The following is a 15,669-nucleotide window of genomic DNA, read 5'->3' on the forward strand; positions in this document are numbered from 1 at the left end:
GAGTCCTCCGGCCGATTTCACGATAATTAGAGGGAGATTTTCCAGCTATTGTCCCAAATCCATGGTTTCGCGCGAGAGTAGAAGGAGCTTTTCCCTCTATTCGTGCTTACGACATCCAAATGTACGTCAACGGGATGGTATGCAGCGTCTATCGCATTCTCCCCCTAGTTCTGGTGCTAGTGCCGGCGCTGGTATTGGTACTGATGCTAGTGCTAGTGCTAGTGCTGGTGCTGGTGCCGGCGCTGGTACTGATGCTAGTGCTGGTTCTAGTTTTCTGGTACTGGTTCTGGTGCTGTGCTGGTGCTGGTGCTGGTGCCGGTTCTGGTGCTAGTGTTGGTGTTGGTGCTAGTGTTGGTGCTAGTGTTGGTGTTGGTGCTAGTGTTGGTGCTAGTGTTGGTGTTGGTGCTAGTGTTGGTGTTGGTGCTAGTGTTGGTGTTGGTGCTAGTGTTGGTGCTAGTGTTGGTGCTAGTGTTGGTGCTAGTGTTGGTGCTAGTGTTGGTGCTAGTGTTGGTGCTAGTGTTGGTGCTAGTGTTGGTGCTAGTGTTGGTGCTAGTGTTGGTGCTAGTGTTGGTGCTAGTGTTGGTGCTAGTGTTGGTGCTAGTGTTGGTGCTAGTGTTGGTGCTAGTGTTGGTGCTAGTGTTGGTGCTAGTGTTGGTGCTAGTGTTGGTGCTAGTGTTGGTGCTAGTGTTGGTGCTAGTGTTGGTGCTAGTGTTGGTGCTAGTGTTGGTGCTAGTGTTGGTACTGGTGCTGGTGTTGGTTCTAGTCCCAGCACCTATGCATGCGCGCATGCCCGCCTTGTTTTCTTCATACGTTACTGTCATGGGGCTGAATCCCGTTAGAGTTCTGCGGGAGTTCTGGCGCAGTGATTTCACACTCATTCCCACCCTGCGAGTCCGGCAGGCTCCCCCAAGAAAAAAACCGCAAGCCCGAGGGCTCACGGTTGAACTGTGCAACAAGACAAACGCTTCACCGCTCCGCTCTGCAAGGGAGGCAACTGTCGCGAATTCTTTCTCAGATCAGGCCCGTAGAGGCCGAAGGACAATAAGCGTATGATATTGTACCGCAGCTTGCTTGCGTTTTGTCGTCGTATCGATCACGGCCATCGGCCTCCCTTCTCCATATAGTAAATCCATCTTACCCCTGCCGAGGTTCAAGTTCAAAGGAATAAACGGTTTAGTACCGAACTTTACCTCCACGCCTCGGCCAGCGTATCGCGAAAAACCTCATCCAACCGTTCCATCCGTATCGGGTCAGCAGACGAATCGGCGGCTCGGGCCATCTCCTCCAGCATGATGAGCCTCGAATCCAAATAGTCATGAAGGACATCGATACGAGGTTCGCGGTCCAGTTCTTCGCCGCACATCTTACGAGCGAGAAGCTCCTGAATAACGGCATGTAGCTCGCTTCCCTCCGGCACGAGCTCCTCCACCAGCCGATGGAATTCCAGAGGCGGCATCTCTCCGAATTTGTCAATCCACTCGCAGGCCAGCACCGGCCGCAGCACGTAAAAATATTTTTTGATGCGAACGACGGCGCCTTGCAAATATTCGCGGAAGTTGCCTCTTGCCATATTCAAGTAATGGAACATGCACGACTTGGGTGAAAAGGCTTTGGACGCCAGACGCCGTATCCGCTCTGCCGAGCTATAATATTCGCCATACTTGATAGGCGACTGCAGCCACTCCAGCAGCGGAGGATTGGACTTTCGCAGCAATCCGAGCGCCTTGCGCAGATCCCATCCGCTAATGTCCAGCATGTCGTTGATTGGCCGCTCGATCACATCGCGATGTTCGAAGACGGATAAATACCATTCCACCGGCCTTATATAGATAAATCGGACATCGTAATCGCTATCCTTGGACGGAAATCCCCACGCCCGGCTCCCCGATTCGCAGGCATAGAGAATGCGGACGTTCTCCTCAAGCTCCAATCGTTTCAGCTCTTCTTGAATGACTTCCTTTTTGATCTTGGTCATGTTTGCCGCCCCTCCCTTGCCCTTGCCTTTGCCCTTTCCAGTTACTCCGGTTACTCGGCTTCCTCCATTTTCTTCTAAAACCGACTAGATGAACATGGCGGAAATATGGCGACATCTCATTCGGCAGCCCATTCCAACAACAAAAAACCTGCAAATCTCTTGATCTGCAGGCTGAGTACTCAAGCGCTGTTTGGAAATGCTTTATTTGTGATGCCCGCGAGGTTTTTTACCGCTCCAACGCTCGTCTACTTTCTCGTTAACGGACTGGTATCTCGTGTCGACGCTTAGCCGGTATTGATTAGTCGTATTTTCCAGTGAACAATGCATAAGGAACATTCCGAAAATTAATACGTCTCCGGCTTTATATTCTGTTGTCGCCCATTTGCCCCCGAATTTTTCTGTGACGACAAGAGGATCGTCTGTATAGTGTCCAAACCCGATATTGTCCCTGTCCGAGTCCTTGGAGCCGTAGGAACGTTTAAGCTCTTCGAAATTGTGAGAGTCAAGGCAAATCGCGAGCCCTCCCATGGCATAGTTGATATCGCCGAGCGGAGACCAGACGGTGAACAAGTTGTGTGTCCCTCTTCCCATATATACGATATCGTAATGGGCACCGGTATAATCGCCTTTCCCGACCGCGCGCAACCATTTATAGTGGTAGGTCATCGATTGATCACCAAGCAGCTCATCGAAGAATCGCATTACATGATCGCCGTTAAGTACGCTAAGCAGCTCCGGAAGATCCTCGTTTGTCCCGCCGAAAAATATCGTTTTGCTACCGTCCGCCATTACCCCGTCTTCCAGCAATGTATCCCGTTCCAGTTTGCCCATCCGGTCCATTTTCTCCAGAATGCGTTGACGTGCTTTCATAACTTGTTCCCGGTCATGGAAACCTCTAAGCAAGAGGTAACCGTCTTCTTGCATTCTGTTTCTTAGGGCATCGATATCGTGAAGCAAATCGTTCGAGCTTCTCAGTTCAGTAAGATGCGGGCCCCCTAATTCAAGCTCTCTGCTGCCGACTTTGACCATCATAACGTAACACTCTCCCTTGTTATTTATGACCAAAGTATAATTATTCCGCATACGCGAAGCCATGGAGAAACGTATTCAATACATGTAAAATAGTACATAATTATATCGGAATATAATAATCATAAGCAGTATTTATGTATAATTGACCAAACCGGAGGATCGAAGCGTTATGCCTAAAATCATGAACATTCCATACGTATTAGCCCCAAGCGATAGTCGACTACTTTGCCGTTTCCATTCCATCTGGAAGGTGCAAGCGAACGAATCGTATCAAGTCGCGAAACAAAATGGTTTTTCCGAACCCGGTCTATTCGTAACAATAGAAGGTGCTGGCAGTCTAACGTTAAATGGCGAAAAAAAGCTATTGCATGCTGGTACTTTTTTTATCGTTGACGCGGATATGCCATGCTCTTATTGCTGCATAGACGGCAATTGGAAATTTTATTTCATAGACTTTGTCGGAATGGATATGATTAAGGAGCTTGAGCTTGCTATTGGACATGTGACGACAAGCACCAAAGTTGCAGATAGTGTTAAACTCTGCGAGAACATAATCGAAGCTCTCATCGTTAAGCCTGTAGGTTATGTATATTCAGTCAACATTCTCCTTCAAGAATTGCTCCTTCTGTTCGCCCGAGAAAAATCTATCACAAACACGACTCGCGATCCCGAACTCGATACCGTTCTTTATCAGATGCACCAGAACATCGATAAGCCGTTCCGTGTCCAGGATTACATTGCGGAAAGCGGCTTAACCAGAACGACTTTTTTTTCGCGATTCCGCGGAATGACGGGACAATCTCCGGCTCAGTATATGCTCGACCTTAAGCTAGCCTCGGCAAAAGCATCATTGGAGACAACGAATCTGTCCTCCAAGGAAATTGCCTTGGCGCTAAACTTTTATGATGAATTCCACTTCTCGAAGATGTTCAAGCAACGTTATGGCTTTTCTCCCCGTACATACCGGAAAATGAGGATAGAATCGGATAGCAGCAGGCATTAATTTGATTTAGAAACAACGTGCCGACTAACGACAAATGGAGCGTCCTGATCGACAGGACACTCCACTTTCTCCACCTTCAATTAGCGATTAATTACCTAATTCGTGATTTGCTGATCATCGTCATCGCAGGACCGTTCGTCTCATTGCTATAGTGATAGCCGATCTCCTTCAACAGCAGGAGCCAGCCGGAAGTAAGAGAAGTCCGCCGGTACAGGCGCAGCTCCGGCGCTGCGCTGCGCGTGTAGTCCTACCCGCATCGGACCACTGACCGCATACGTCAGCGCCGAGCTGCCAATCTGGGTCCAGGTCGCCCCGTCAACGCTATAGTAGCCTGTGAAGTTGGCTCCTTGCTTGACCAGCTTTAGATGAACCGGAGCCGAGCCGAGCGTATCCGGAGCCGTCAGCGTCACCGCATTCAACTCGCCATTCTCTCGCACGATCCGGAATACAGCGCCGCCATGCGCCGAGTTATAGACCCGCTCCACCTTGACATAATGGTTGTCATCCACATAAGCCAGCAATCCCGCGCTCTGGTAATTGGCAAGCGGACCGTAAGCAATCTCCGTTGTCAACGCGAAATCCTCGTAAGGCGAAGTCTTGCCTAACAGATTCGTCTGCGTATTGCTTGTTTTCCAAATATCGGATTGCGTGACCGCCGTTATCCGCAGCTTGCCAGGGACGGCTGACAGGCTCCAGTAGTCCGGCTCCTCGCGTACCCATTGCCAGTCGGGATGCATCGTCGCCCCCTCGAACGAATCCGTGCGATCCGCCAGATTGACCAGCGTCACATCGTCGAACGCCGCGCTGCCTTCCATCGATCCGACACCGAACTGCCCTCCTCGGAACTCCCGGTCCCATGCGCGAAGAATGGCTTTATCATCGAGACGGACCTCGATTTCTCCCGTTCGACCGTCACGGTATAACGATACGGCGTGGAAATGGTTGTCGTTCAGCCAATCCGTCGAATCTGATCCTGCCAGCGGCGTTGCGACTCCTTCCTTCACTTTGTAAAGCCTGACCTCCGCAGCAGCGTTGTCCAAGCGGGCAAAATAATAGTTGTCCGCATCCAGATAATCAAACAGTACGACTGCGCTCGCGTTCGGTTGCGTTGCAACGTCATCCCCGAGCTTCGCCTTGAGCGTCAGCCGGTACCGCTGTGCCGACTCATCCGTCCTCAGGGCATATTCGCCGGGACGTCCTCCGCTCTGCGCGGCGTAGCCCGTCGCTGTCAGCGTATAGGCGTTGCCGCCCGCGCCCCCTCCGGGAGCGACCGTCCAGCGGCCGGCGGTCAGCGGCACCCAGTCGGACGCTTCGCCGCTGTCCGCGAACCGGCTCGGCCACGCGGTGAAGCCCGGCGCAAGCATCAGACGAATGCTCCAGTCGGCGGCATCATAGGCGGCATCGCCAGCAGCGCCGCTGCTGGTGACAAACGCGATTTTATCGCCTTTGGCCACGTTGATCGTCTCGACGATACTGTAGCCTGCCGTATCGCCCGGAGCCACCTCCTGCCAGCCGCTCGATGGCCATACGGACGCTCCGTTCCTTGTCACCTTCACGCGGAAGCCGTCTCCGCCCGTATAGGCCGAGTGGCTGGACATCGCCGCATCGATCGTCAACGTTCCCGCCGCAGGCGCCTCCCACTGTCGCACAGCATCCGCAGTTTGTCCCGGCTGCGTATAATCTTTTGCAACGACCGGATCGCCGCCGTTCCCGCTCCAGTTGTCCGGCAATAGCTGCGTTACGTTAAAGTAGTCAAAGTCGGCCGCCGCCGTCAGCGATGCATTTGTATTCATCGCGTGAAGTCCGATTCGCGGCGCCTTTAGCGGAATGTGCAGATTTCCGCCGATCTTTGCCCACGTCGTGCCGTCGCCACTGTAATACGCGCTGATAACATCTCCCTTCTTTCGCAAACGGAAGTAGACATCGCCCGTACCGAACGTGTCTGCGACATACAGTCCCCCGTCGCGGAATTCCGTCAGCGGATTCGTACGGTACTCACGGACGAGCCGAATTATTTTTCCGCCGTTCGCGCTGTTGAATGCCCGGTCCAGCTTGATGTAGTTGTCGTCATCCACATACAGAATCAAGCCGGCAGCCTGATAATTGGACGTATTGGCGAACGAAACCTTCGTCTCCGCCACATAATCGGGATAAAGCGGCTGTTGCAGCAAAATATTTTTTTGATTATTGCTGCCGCCCCATGTATCGCCAGACTCCGTCACGATCCGCAGCTTGCCCGGCGCAGCGTTGAGCGACCAACTCGCCGTCGGCGTCCCGGCCCACGCCCACTGGTCGTCTAGCGAAGTCGCAGAGAACGAATCACTGCCGCCCGTGCCGGCGCCGTTGCCGCTTTGCGACCAAACGAGTGGCGTCGCTCCGCTGCCTGAGTCCTTCATGTAAGACCAGCCGCCCGCCCCTTGCCGATCGGTGAATTCGCGCTCCGCGGTCGTCTCCACAGTCGCTGCACGCACCGCGTACACATAGTCGCCTTGGCGCATATAGCTGACCGTCATGCCGTTGACCTTAACTGCGGAGGCGTTCGGCGCATAAATCGCGATCGCCGTCGTCGGGCTGCTGTCGAGCACAAGACTGCCGCCGTCGATCTCCAGCGCCGTGCCGGAGTCCGTCCAGCGCAGGGCCAAATCGCCCACGGGCTCCTCCGATTGGATTAGCGGTTGGCCATCCTGCTTCAGCGTGGCACCTCCGGCGATGGCCGCTCCCGCCAGCTCACCCCCCGCCGTCTCCTCAACGTATGCCATTTTGCCGTCATAACTATAGTCGCCGTATTGCCGCTCCTGATTCGCCCCCGGCTCATGCGACAAATAATAATAGGCTGTGTTCCCGCCTGCGCCGGCATCCAGCTCGATGCGCAACGCACTTGCCTTCGTCGGAGCGACGGACGGCGTCATGGCCAGCCGTGTCACTTGCACGTCTCTCGATTCCCCCGTATCGGTTGGCATCAGCACCGTATCGAACGAGACGTCGCCAGTCGACGTTTTACTATATTTGCCAAACTTCGCATTATAGGTATCCGTACGATCATAATAGCCGTCGCGCAGTTCAGCCACCGTTAACGTGCCGGGATCAGCCGGTACCAGTTGGATATTCGGCTCGCCGATATATTGCGTTTGGATCGCTTTGGTCGTCGGATTAATAACCGGGTTGGCTCCGGGGAGGAAATGCCAGTTCTGCTCAATTGCGTTGGCTCCGCCATCGCCGCCCGTCACATAATCGGAGACGATCCAGTAGTTTGGACGCAAGAACAGAACGCTGCGCGTATGTGCAAAGCCCGGCGTCGAATAGGTCGTTCCTTCGGCGTAGTCGAAGTAACCATTGGTTGAAAAACGGTCAATCGTATCCTTATTGACGCCCGATATATTATGATATTTGGACTGCAGCAATCCATTGATTCGAACCGTGTTATGCGACTCCGTGTTGTTGAATTGCCAGGCAGATACCGGATTGCTGCTGAGATAGGAATTGACGCCCGTGTCCGTCAGCAGCACCTTGCCGTAGGCGTACGCAATGACCGCATTCTGATCGGCGTGACCATGTGGCCCGGCGCTGTTGGTGAACAACAGATAACGGTCGTCAGGCTGCCACCCGGAGCGCAGCATGACCGACTTGTTGTCCGGATAATAGGCGCTTGTATGCTCTGGCTCCGTGCCTTCCCGTATCGGATCTCCGACGCTGCCCGCATAGATCAGCTCGGGATCCCCAAGGTCGTTGCCGATCATCTTAAGCGTCGCGGAGAAATTGGAATAATGGCCGTCTCCATAGACAGGATCGTAACCATTCGGCAGCGTCATATCCATCAGATAACGCGCCAGCTTCAGAATACCCGTGCGGAACGACGGGGAGATCTGCGCACCGTTTAGATCGGATATCCGTTTGATGTCGTAGAAGGAAGCAAGCGACACCCAGGAGTAGTTGTATGAGGGCTCGGCATAACCGCCGTCCAGCGTCATCAGCGTGGACAGCAGTCCCTCCAGCCGTCTCTCGGCCACGCTGCGCCAGCCCGAAGCGTCCGCGAACTCGGGCAAGTAAGCGGCTGTTGCGTACAGCCCCTTCGACTCGTTGACTGCCCAGTTGAAACCTGTAAAACCTGCTGGATCGTAAGCCAGCCAATCCGCCGTCTGCCACAAATTTTTTAGAATGGCCGCAAGCGCCTCCGCGTCAAGCGAAGGGGAAGCCCACAGTATATCCAGCAGCCTCGGCCAGACGATACCTCGGAAAGAAACGTCCAGGCTGCGCGTATAGTTATGAGGCTGCAGCGTACCGAAGTCCGAGCCGATGTAGTCAAGCATCAGCCGGATCGTATGGCCGGCGAACGACTCATTGGGCGTGCCGTCCGCCACCGAATTCGAATATGCGGCTGCTAGCGGTCCGATAAACTGGAATCGGTTAATCAGCCAATAATATTCGTTGAACGCGCCGCTAGACGGCTGCAGCCAGTCGGGGCCGTCCGGCACGCCCTGCCAAGAGAACGTATTGGACGCCTGCGTCTGCCAATCCAGCACGGCTTCTCCCCATGACGCGTCCGTGCGGATCACGAGTATATCCATCGTACCCGCCGACGATTTGCCGTGCAGCTTGATCGTAGCCGAATCTACAGTACCCGAAATGACTGGCAGCTCAAATGACAGAAACGTTCTCCGCGTATTGCTGTCAAACGGCGCCGTTGCCGCCAAACCGCTGTCCTGCACCTCCAACAGCGTCGAAGTGCCGTATTTTACCGTCTGTCCCGGCCTCGTATACGTATCCTTGGACGCCACGATCGGAGCAAGCGGCGAGCCGTCGACGACAAGCTCCAGCACAGGCTTGTTCGATGTTTGTTCTCGGCTGTAGAATTGCGCCAGCAGTTCATCGTCCTTATGCCGTCCCATCAAATACAAATTAAGCTCTCGGCCGCCGACCGTCGCTACCGATCGCACGCCGCCCGTAACATCCGCCGATACCGTCGCAAATGACGATCCGACGGTGAACTGGCTTTCCGCATATTCGCTATACGCCGTCAGTATGTTATCGGCCACAAGCTCGGCGAGGAACGTACCGGTTGTCGCCAGCGGAAACGCGCCATGTCCCGATCGGCCCCGATAATAGTCCAGCAGCTCCTGCTTGGCCAACGTATAATCTCTTAATTTGACAGCGCTTTCAACATTGGACAGCCCAGCAGAGTGCCCATAATTCAGCTTGCCCTCCGTCAACCAACTCCCCGCTCCGGCATCCCACTCTCCGAAAAACACCTCGTCGCTCATCGCGCCCGTATCCTCGAATGCACCGGCCCGCTCCGTCAAGGCCGGAGCCGCGTACGCCGCAGGCATCGCAAGCGCTGCGCATAACGCCAACTTGCAGCCCCATTGACATAGACGCCCCCATGTTCCCATCAACAAACACTCCTCTCCATAAATAACCGACATTATCCGCCGCAGGACCCGCTCAGGCTAGTCTTGCTCCTGTCTTGCCGATCCTGCTCCGGCGGTCTTACCCCGTGGCCTTATGCCGTTACTCCTTGATCGCGCCCAGCATCACTCCCTTCACAAAATAACGTTGCAGAAACGGGTACAACAGCAAAATCGGCACCGTAGCGACGATAATCGTCGCGTATTTGATCGTTTCCTGCACAAGTCCCTTGTCAAAGTCGCTGACTGTCGTCATCATCTGGTCGGTGCTGTTGGCGATCAGAATCTCCTGCAAAATCAGCTGTAGCGGATACAGCTCGCGGTCGCGCAAATAGATCATCGCATCCAGGTAGGAGTTCCAGTGCTGCACGCCGTAGAACAACGTCATGACCGCCAAAATCGGCAACGATACCGGGAGAAAAATGCGGAACAAGATGGTAAAGTCGTTGGCTCCGTCGATGCGGGCCGATTCCTCGAGCGCTACTGGCACCTGCTGAAACGAGGTCCGCATGACAAGCAAATTCCACGTACTGATCGCGGTGGGAAGAATCATTACCCACCGCGTGTCGAACAAATGCAAATTTTTAATTATGAGGTAATGAGGGATCAGTCCTCCGGAAAAAAACATCGTAAATACGATGGCGAACATCACTTTATTACCCAGCAGCGTCCCCCGACGCGATAGGCCGTACGCTGCGAAGGAAGTCAATAAAATATTAATCGCCGTGCCGATAATGACATAAAACAACGTGTTAAAGTAACCCGACGCAATCATCGGGTCGGCCAGTACAAGCTTATAAGCTTGCAAGCTGAAACCCTCGGGTGCAAGCAACAGGCCGCGATGCTGCATCAGCTCCGCCGGCGAGCTGAACGAAGCAAACAGCACGTACAAAAACGGGTACAGCGTTACGGCCATAAGCGCAATCATCAAAAGCGCGTTCAGACTGTCAAACAGCCGCTCGCCAAACGATCGGGAATTGAGCATACTGGCCCTCCTTACCATAATTTATGTTCGCTAAACCGGCGGCTAAGAGCATTGGCCGTCAGCAGGAGCGCAAAGTTGACGATATTGTTCATCAAACCGATCGCCGCCGAGAAGCCGTAGTCGAATTGCAGCAGCCCGCGCCGGTATACGAAGGTCGAGATGACATCGGCCGTTTCGTAGGTCGTCGGCTTGTAGAGCAGCAATATTTTTTCGAAGCTTCCGCCCGACATGAGATGTCCGAACCGCAGCAGCAACAGGATCATAATCGTCGGCATGATGCCCGGAAGCGTAATATTCAACAGTTGGCGGAAACGGCCGGCGCCGTCGACTCGCGCCGCTTCATACAGGGACGGGTCAATACCGGCGATAGCGGCCAGATAGATGATCGAGCCCCAGCCGACGCCTTGCCAAATGCCGGAGGAGACATAGATGGTACGGAACCACTCGGGCTGAAGCAGATACGAGAGGGGAGTTCCGCCGAACCAGGCAACAATCTGGTTAATAATGCCGTCGCTCGCAAGGAAATCGACCATCATGCCGGCAACGACGACAACCGAGATAAAATGAGGCAGATAAGTAATGGATTGCACGACGTTCTTGAACATCTTGCGCCTCAGCTCGTTCAGGAGAAGCGCCAGTACGATCGGCGCCGGAAAACCAAAGACCAGCTCGTAGAAGCTGAGCAGAAGCGTATTGCGCAGAATGCGCCAGAAATAATAGCTGTCGTAAAACGCAACAAAATGTTTAAAGCCCGCCCAGTCGCTGTGCCAGATGCCCTTCGTCGGCACGAAGTCCTTGAAGGCGATCTGCAAGCCGTACATGGGCAAATAAGAAAAAATAAAGTAATAGGCAACGACGGGCAACAGCATCATGTACACGTACTTGTTGCGGACAAGATCCTTGGATAATTTGCGCATGACAGGCATTTTTGTTTTCATATTAATATTCTCCCATGTGAAAACTTGGTCTAAGCGTTCATACGGCTTTGGTCGGAGAAGGAGATCTCCTTCTCCAACCGCTTTGCCGCTTGTCTTTATCGTTTCAGATAACGATCGTAAGCAGCCTGCTGAATTTGAATCGCTTCCTGCGCGCCCATCCCGTTCAACTTGTCAACGAAGGCGTCAAAGTTCTCGATCGGCTCCGCTCCCATAACAAATTTGTCGAACATCTCGTCATTGAACGTTCTAACGTCGGCCATAATGGAAGCGAGCTTTGCCGCCTCCTCGGTCGTCAACGACAAGGTCGGGAGCCAGCCGCTATTGTCAGCCTGCGTCCACACCTCCAGCGCGTGTTTCTGTTGCGGAAGAGCGGCATTTTGCTCCATATAACGCTTATCCTGCACAATCGGCGCGCCGAACGGAATGGCGTATTTCGTCAAAGCGACGCCGAAGGCAAGCCCTTCTTTATTTTTCATTACTTCGTCCGTATAAGTCGGATAGCCGTTCTCCATCGTGTAGCTGACTCCCTCGATTCCGAAATTGAACAACATCGAACCTGCATCGCCATATTTGTAATCCAGCCACTTGACTGTTTCGACCGGATGCTCGTTCGACTTGGAGATAGCCGCGCCGAGTCCGTTAAATATCGGTTCCTGCTGGCCGAGCGCCGGCTTGTCGCCTTTGTTCAGCGTCGGATACGGAGCCGCCACAAGGTCGAAGGTTGCGTGATTGTCTTTCATCGCGTTCAGATACGTGCCGATGCCGCCGCCGATCGTCACCTGCATAGCGCCTACGAGATCGCCTGTCACCTTGGCATTTTTTTGCTTGGCGTCCGTCGCGGCATAATCGGGATCGATAAGCCCTTCCTTGTACCACGACTGCAACGTAGCCAGGAAATCCTTGAACTGAGGCTGAACGGCTCCGTATTGTACCTTGCCTGTTGTCGTATCAAGGTAGAAGTCGTTGCGAAGTCCATAAGCGTTAAGAATTTCGTTGCCCCAATTCATGGTGCCTTTATCGAATAGCAGCGGCAGCTCGTCGGCCTTGTTGTTACCGTTCGGGTCCTGCTCCTTAAACGCCTTCAGCACCGTATGCCATTCGTCGATCGTCGTCGGCACCTGCAAATTCAGCTTCTCGAGCCAGTCTTTGCGCAGTGCGAGACCATAATAAGTTTGCAAATATGGATCGTTTCTAATGAAAGGGAACGCATAGATATCGCCGTTGTCCGTCGAAATCTGCTTGCGGATTTCCGGATTTTCGTCTAACAGCTTTTTGAGATTCGGCGCGTGTTCATCGATCAACTCGTTAAGCCGGATGATCGCTCCGCTGTTAAGCGCGTTCTGCCCGCCGCCCGGATAGCTGTTCCAGCCCCACTCGATCACATCCGGGTAATCGCCAGAGCTTAGCATCAGATTAAATTGATCCGCTTCCTGACCGGCAGCCGGGTGCTCGAATTCGATATGGATGCCTGTCTTTTCCTCCAACTCCTTGTAAGCTTCCATGTCGTTCAGGCTGTTCATCCCGCTCGGCCGATTCGCTGCCAGCTTGACGAAGTAGGACAACGTCAGCGGAGATGATACAATTTTGCCGTCCTCAGGCGCCGCCACAGAGTCGGCAGGCTTGCCTGACGGCGCGGTAGACGGAGCCGTGCCGCCAGCCCCTCCCCCGTTGCCGCTGCAGCCTGTCGCGACGACCGCCAACGCGACCAGCGCCGCGATAGCCGTCTTGGAACCGCGTCGTCCAGTCCTTCTATACGGCTTGTTGAACGATTCCCGATTGTCCATTTGGTATGCCATTGTCTGTTACCCCTTTTGTGATAGATTTGACCCCAGCCCCTCGGCGTGGTCCTGGATTCGATTGTAGCCCCGGCTAGCCTCGAACGGTATTGCCTCCTGCTAAGATCGGCTAACTGCTTGTAAGAACCGGGGTTATCTATCACTCCTATTACCTATCCGTATCCAAGCTGGTGCGGTAGGCACCTGGCGTCACGCCCTCGTATTTTTTGAAAAAACGGATAAATCCGATATCGTTGGCGTATCCGACACGAAGGGCGATCGCCGCCAATGTCTCCGAAGTATCGGCCAGAAGCCGCTTGGCTTCGCGAAGCCGAACCTCTGCGATATAATCCGCCAAATTTTGACCGCTTGCCTTCTTGAACACGGTCGACAAATATTGTGGCGTCAGCTCGAACGCATCGGCGATAGAGTTGACGCTAAGCATATTGTCGCCGTAATGCCGCTCGATATGTTCCCGTACGCCTGAGAGCAGACGATCCCCCGCGTCGCCTCGCCGCTCACGCAATAGCCCGCATAATGCGACATACACTCGCTTAAGTTCGCCAAATGCTTCGTCAAGGTCTCCTCCCTTATTATCCAGGGAAACCAGTTGTTCGGTTACGAGCTGCTTCAAGCCGGGATGGCTCTGCAAAAGACGATACATCGTGCCAGTCAGATGAACGAGCAAGTAACGTCCCGATACGGCTGAAATGCCCCGCTTGTCGAAGTTATCCGCGCAGATCGCGTCCAGCAGCTTGATGGCCCGCTCCGAATCGCCGCTCTTAACGACATTAAGGAGCTGCTGCTCAGCCTCCAACGGGTAGTAGTAGCCTGTCTCATCCGGCTCCGCTGACATAGGCACGAGGTCGCCTGCGCCTCCGGTCGGACCGGCGGCAGGATGTTCTCTGCCGAGGGAAAGCTCTTCCTCCAGCGCGGCAAGCGCGGCAAGGAAAGCTTCGCCAATCCGCGAGGCGCCAGAGACCGGACCTCCGACCGCCACCGTCGCCTGCAAGCGGAAGCGGTCGGCAAGCAGGGTCGACAAACCTCCCGCGACCGCTTTGAGATCGGCTGCGGCCTCTCCCTCCCTCTCCTGGCGGACATTAACCAGCATCGCTACGCGACCGCGATCGAGCTCCACCGGATAGCCCTGATGCCGCTCGTTCGCCAGCTCTCCGGCGATATTGGCGATAATGAAGCTGACAAACGGCCATTCCCGTTCTCCGGCCTGGGCGAAGCCGCTGATATCATCAACCTCGATCAGCAGCACCGCGAACGACTGCCACTGAAAAGAGAACCCGGCAAAGACCAGCGCCTCCGGCTTTAATTCTGCCGGATCGGCGTAACCTCTAATGAGGCGACGCAGAAAATTGACGCGGATAATCGGCGACTGTTGCTCCAGTCGCTCCCGCAGCCGCGACTCGGTCAGGCGGGCGGATTCGATCGTGCTTCGAATAAGATCGTATTCGCCCCCGGCCTGCTCCTGCACCGTATCCGAAGCTCTCCATGTCCGGATAGCCCTTACAACGTCGCGCACCGGCCTATAATTGCGGTAAGCCAAATATAAGGAAGCTGCAACGCCCCCTACGACGCATAGAGTCAGCAAAATCAACGCCCACTTCTTGACGGTGTAAACCTGATCGAGAAAAACGTCGCTCGGAACAACATATACATACTTCCAGCCGTTGACTCCGGAGGTCGTGTAAGAAGCTATCGTCGCCTCTCCTTCCGAAACCAGCTCCTGCTTGCCCGTTTCTCCGTTCAGCCCGCCGTAGCTGAACAAGCCGGCGCTGGAAGAGCTGCCGTTCGTCGCCGTAGAACTGACGATCCGATTCTCGCTGTCGACGATATAAATCTCGCCTTGGTTGACAGCGGCCAACTTGTCGAATAACGCGCGGAGCTGCGACTCGTCGATCATTACGATAAGCGATCCGCGCACATCGCCGGGATTGCCGTATGGCAGCGACTGCCGATAGGTAATCAGACTCAGCGGAGCGCCGTCGCTCGACTGCACGGAGACAGACGGATCGTACTTCCGCATCGCCAGCCGCTGAAATTCTTCTGTCCAATCCTTGCTTGATTTGCCCGGAAATCTATATACCCCGTCGAACAAGATTTGCGGCGTCGATTTTACGCCGGGGCCGACCAGTGTCTGCGAAGCGTCCGCATAAATATAAAAGTCATAGATGAGCAGATTGGCTAGTGTCTTGAACCGCCTCAACTCGCTGGCAAATTCAACGACCGCGTACGCCTCCTGCTCGGCAAGGACCCTATCGCTGTTCAGCAGCTTCCCAAGTTTGGGATGAAACGCGATCTGCTGCTCCAATTGCTCGATCTCCCGCAGTCGTCCGTCCACCACCTCGCGCAACTGCTGCAGCATCGCGGCGTTCGAGTTTTCCACGGTATGCTGTACGATCGTCGTTGCTTTCCAATACAGCATACTGCCGATCACAATGGCCAGCAGCAAGATGACGATATAAGAAGCGAATAACGGCACCATCGCGCTGTCCTTTCGCTGTCGCCAGCCTTGCATCCACCCGCTAATCATTCCGCCGCCCCCTC

8 protein-coding genes are annotated in these 15,669 nt (G+C 54.4%); 1 reads left to right on the top strand and 7 read right to left on the bottom strand.

Annotated features, from left to right (window positions below; genetic code table 11):
- Positions 1–1,186: 1,186 nt before the first annotated feature.
- On the bottom strand, positions 1,187–1,975 hold the full coding sequence (locus KJW29_RS22710) for a nucleotidyltransferase domain-containing protein (protein WP_214626312.1): 789 nt from the start codon (positions 1,973–1,975) through the stop codon (positions 1,187–1,189).
- Between the two features lie 201 nt (positions 1,976–2,176).
- Entirely contained in the window at positions 2,177–3,007 is an 831-nt protein-coding gene (locus KJW29_RS22715) for a phytanoyl-CoA dioxygenase family protein (protein ID WP_214626313.1), read from the bottom strand.
- A 169-nt stretch (positions 3,008–3,176) separates the two neighbouring features.
- Between KJW29_RS22715 and KJW29_RS22720 the strand changes: the two genes are divergently transcribed.
- Positions 3,177–4,010, top strand: coding sequence for a helix-turn-helix domain-containing protein (locus KJW29_RS22720; RefSeq protein ID WP_214626314.1), 834 nt, complete (start codon positions 3,177–3,179; stop codon positions 4,008–4,010).
- A 146-nt stretch (positions 4,011–4,156) separates the two neighbouring features.
- Here KJW29_RS22720 and KJW29_RS22725 read toward each other — a convergent pair whose 3' ends face one another.
- The 5 genes from KJW29_RS22725 to KJW29_RS22745 form a co-directional block, all read right to left on the bottom strand.
- Positions 4,157–9,397, bottom strand: a complete 5,241-nt coding sequence (locus KJW29_RS22725) for a beta-xylosidase family glycoside hydrolase (RefSeq protein ID WP_214626315.1) — start codon at positions 9,395–9,397, stop codon at positions 4,157–4,159.
- A 118-nt stretch (positions 9,398–9,515) separates the two neighbouring features.
- A complete protein-coding gene (locus KJW29_RS22730; protein WP_214626316.1) occupies positions 9,516–10,397 on the bottom strand; it encodes a carbohydrate ABC transporter permease in 882 nt (293 codons plus the stop codon).
- An 11-nt stretch (positions 10,398–10,408) separates the two neighbouring features.
- A complete protein-coding gene (locus tag KJW29_RS22735) occupies positions 10,409–11,335 on the bottom strand; it encodes an ABC transporter permease (protein ID WP_108994031.1) in 927 nt (308 codons plus the stop codon).
- 95 nt (positions 11,336–11,430) lie between these two features.
- Positions 11,431–13,131 carry an extracellular solute-binding protein gene (locus KJW29_RS22740; RefSeq protein WP_246608341.1) on the bottom strand — a complete coding sequence of 567 codons (1,701 nt, stop codon included), beginning with the start codon at positions 13,129–13,131 and terminating at the stop codon, positions 11,431–11,433.
- Between the two features lie 148 nt (positions 13,132–13,279).
- The gene (locus tag KJW29_RS22745; protein WP_214626317.1) at positions 13,280–15,655 is read right to left on the bottom strand and encodes an AraC family transcriptional regulator; all 2,376 of its coding nucleotides are present in this window, start codon (positions 15,653–15,655) and stop codon (positions 13,280–13,282) included.
- Positions 15,656–15,669: the final 14 nt, after the last annotated feature.

This window comes from Paenibacillus agaridevorans (genome assembly GCF_018604145.1).
GTDB lineage: Bacteria > Bacillota > Bacilli > Paenibacillales > Paenibacillaceae > Pristimantibacillus > Pristimantibacillus agaridevorans.

Bases quoted from the DNA above. Each gene is read 5' to 3' on its own strand.
- KJW29_RS22710 (WP_214626312.1), bottom strand. From the start codon at position 1,975: ATGACCAAGATCAAAAAGGAAGTCATTCAAGAAGAGCTGAAACGATTG.
- KJW29_RS22715 (WP_214626313.1), bottom strand. From the start codon at position 3,007: ATGATGGTCAAAGTCGGCAGCAGAGAGCTTGAATTAGGGGGCCCGCAT.
- KJW29_RS22720 (WP_214626314.1), top strand. From the start codon at position 3,177: ATGCCTAAAATCATGAACATTCCATACGTATTAGCCCCAAGCGATAGT.
- KJW29_RS22725 (WP_214626315.1), bottom strand. From the start codon at position 9,397: ATGGGAACATGGGGGCGTCTATGTCAATGGGGCTGCAAGTTGGCGTTA.
- KJW29_RS22730 (WP_214626316.1), bottom strand. From the start codon at position 10,397: ATGCTCAATTCCCGATCGTTTGGCGAGCGGCTGTTTGACAGTCTGAAC.
- KJW29_RS22735 (WP_108994031.1), bottom strand. From the start codon at position 11,335: ATGAAAACAAAAATGCCTGTCATGCGCAAATTATCCAAGGATCTTGTC.
- KJW29_RS22740 (WP_246608341.1), bottom strand. From the start codon at position 13,131: ATGGCATACCAAATGGACAATCGGGAATCGTTCAACAAGCCGTATAGA.
- KJW29_RS22745 (WP_214626317.1), bottom strand. From the start codon at position 15,655: ATGATTAGCGGGTGGATGCAAGGCTGGCGACAGCGAAAGGACAGCGCG.